The following is a 2,771-nucleotide window of genomic DNA, read 5'->3' on the forward strand; positions in this document are numbered from 1 at the left end:
ATCCGGTCGCGGCCGCAACGTGTGCACGGTGACCGAACGCCGCCGGGCCTGCGCGGAGATCTCATTGGCGACGTGCAGCACCTCCGGCGGGTTGCGCCAGCTGGTCCGCAGCTCCAGCGTCGGGGCCGGGGTGCCGTCGGAGAGCGGGAAGTCGGTGGCGAATCGGGGCAGGTTGGTCGCCGAGGCGCCGCGCCAGCCGTAGATCGACTGAATCGGGTCGCCCACCGCCGTCAGGGCCAGCCCGTCGTCGACGCCGCCGCCGAACAGTGACGACAGTGCGATGCGCTGGGCGTGGCCGGTGTCCTGGTATTCGTCGAGCAACACCACCCGGTAGGTGGCGCGCAGCCGCGCGCCGACGGACTCGCCGGCCTGCGCCAGCCGAGCGGCCGTGGCCATCTGCGCACCGAAGTCCATCACCCGCTCCGCGCGCATCCGCTGGTGCAGTGCGTCGATCAGCGGTACCAGCGAGGCGCGCTCGGTCTGGGTGTCCAGCATCTTGAGCAGCGACTGGTTGGGGTCGGCTCGCTGACGCGGTCCGGGCGGCAGGGTATGGACCAGCCGCTCCAACTCCAGGTGGGTGTCCCGCAGCGCATCGGTGTCCACCAGGTGTTCGGCCAACTGCCCGGCCAGGCGCAACACCATTGCGGTGATCGCTGCCGGGTCCCGGTCGGTGCGCAGTTCGCCCGAGTAGGCACTGACCACGTCGAACGCCAGCTGCCACAGCCCGGTCTCGGTGAGCAGCCGGGTATCGGGTTCGATCCCCAGCAGCAGCCCGTGTTCACGCAGCAGCGCACCGGCGAACGCGTGGTAGGTGCTCACCGTCGGCGTTGCCGGACCACCGGCCGATCCGGCGGAACCCGGCTCGGGAATCATCAAGCCGGTGCCGGACAGCCGGGCCAGCCGGGAACGGACGCGGCGCAGCAGTTGGCCGGCGGCCTTGCGGGTGAACGTCAACCCCAGCACCTGGCCCGGATCGGCATAGCCGTTGGCGACCAGCCACACCACCCGGGCGGCCATCGTCTCGGTCTTGCCGGCGCCGGCGCCGGCGATCACCACCAGCGGACCCGGCGGTGCGGCGATGACCGCCGCCTGCTCCGCGGTGGGCTGGTGCAACCCGAGCGCTGCTGCCAGCTCGGCGGGATCGTAGCGGGCTTTCATGTGCCGCTCCCGCCGGTGTGGGCCGGGCAGATCGGCCGGATCGGGCAGTGCCGGCAGCCGTCGTTGACCCGGGCGGTGAACTGCGGACCGGCGGTGGCGGCGGCCGCCGCAGCGATGCGCTCCCGCCAGTCACGCCCGGACTCTGCGGTGAGCGGGTCTACCCGGCCAAGGCCGGGTAGACCAGCCGCGCGCCGCCGGGCTGCTCGTCGGAGCCGACGAGGCCGGCCTCCACTGCCAGCTGGTAGACGGCCAGCTGTGCGTGCTGTTGCGCGTCGTCCTTGCTGACCGGCGTCTTGGCGGTTTTGACGTCGACGACCACCAGCCGTCCGGCCGCATCGCGTTCGATGCGGTCGATCCGGCCGCGCAACCGCACCCCCTCACCAGCGTCGATCACGCCGTCGAAGGCGATCTCGGTGCCGACCTCGGTGAGTTCGTCGCGGGTCTGCGCCCGCCAGGCAAGGAACGTCTCGATCATGGTGCGGTGCCGGTCCTGCTCGTTGGCCGAGTGCCACGGCGATTCGAACGGCAGTTGCCGCCAGGCCCGGTCCAACTCGGCCAGCAGCTCTTCTCGGCTCGCAGCGGACTCCGCGACCAGGGCGTGCATCAGCGACCCGATTGTCGAGCGCAGGTCACGGCCGTCGGTTCCACCGTGCCGTTCGGCCAGCCAGCGCAGCGGGCAGTCCAGCAGGCTCTGCAGCGCAGACGGCGACAGCGTGACGACCTGCCCACCATCGGCGCGCCACAGCGGTTCCTCGGTGCTCACCGGCGCCGTCCCGTGCCAGTCGGCCGGGTCGGCGCCCGGTACACCGGCAGCTGCCAGCCGAGCTAATTGTGTTGCGGCGTCGGCACGTTCGGAGTCACTGACAACACCGTCGGCAGCACAGACCACCGCCCGCAGCCGCCCGACCACCCCGGCCGCCGACAGCACCGGCGGGGCCGCAACCGGCGGTGCCGGTGCCGGCCCGTCGTCGCCGGTGGCGCAGGCTGCGAGTTCGGCGTGGAACTCCGAGGGGAGCTGTTCCTCGGCCGCGCCGCCGTCCCCCTCACCGTCGACGGCGGTGATCATCAACCGATGGCGTGCCCGGCCCATCGCCGCCACCAGTAGCCGCCGCTCCTCGGCGAGCAGCGGCGCCCGGGCCGAGACCTCGTCACCGAGACCGTGCAGGCTGTCCAGCAGACGCTGGGTCCCCAGCACGCCGCCGCGCGGAACGGTATTGGGCCACAGCCCTTCCTGGACACCGGCGATGACCACCAGATCCCACTCGCGCCCGAGTGCGGCATGCGCGCTCAGCACCTCGACCGCCTCGACGCCCGCCGCGGCCTCGGTGCGCGGCATCACCAACTGCATGGCGGTGACATGCTCGATAAGGCCGGTCAGGGTGGCCCCGGCCGTGCGTGCGACATAGTGCTCGGCGAGATCGAACAGCGCGGTCACCGCGTCCAGATCCCGGCCGGCTTGGGCGCCGGCCGGACCGCCGCGCTGTGTGGCCGACAGCCAACGTTGTTGCAGCCCGGACCGATTCCAGGCCTGCCACAGCGTGTAGTGCGGATCCCGGCCATCCTCGTGGCTGCGCGCCGCGGCCTGCAACACCGCGCGCACCCGCCGCAGTGCG

At 72.4% G+C, this 2,771-nt stretch carries 1 protein-coding gene and 1 pseudogene; both read right to left on the reverse strand.

The window, feature by feature from the left end; all coding sequences use genetic code 11:
• Positions 1–1,158: ATP-dependent helicase (locus tag DQP56_RS23660; RefSeq protein ID WP_133259028.1), on the reverse strand; the 1,158-nt coding region annotated here is incomplete at its 3' end.
• Positions 1,155–2,771, reverse strand: a pseudogene (locus tag DQP56_RS23665) (PD-(D/E)XK nuclease family protein); the annotation flags it as partial. The pseudogene DQP56_RS23665 and the gene DQP56_RS23660, both read right to left, overlap by 4 nt.

Source organism: Mycolicibacter senuensis (genome assembly GCF_003284925.1).
In the GTDB taxonomy this organism is placed as follows: Bacteria; Actinomycetota; Actinomycetes; order Mycobacteriales; family Mycobacteriaceae; genus Mycobacterium; species Mycobacterium algericum_A.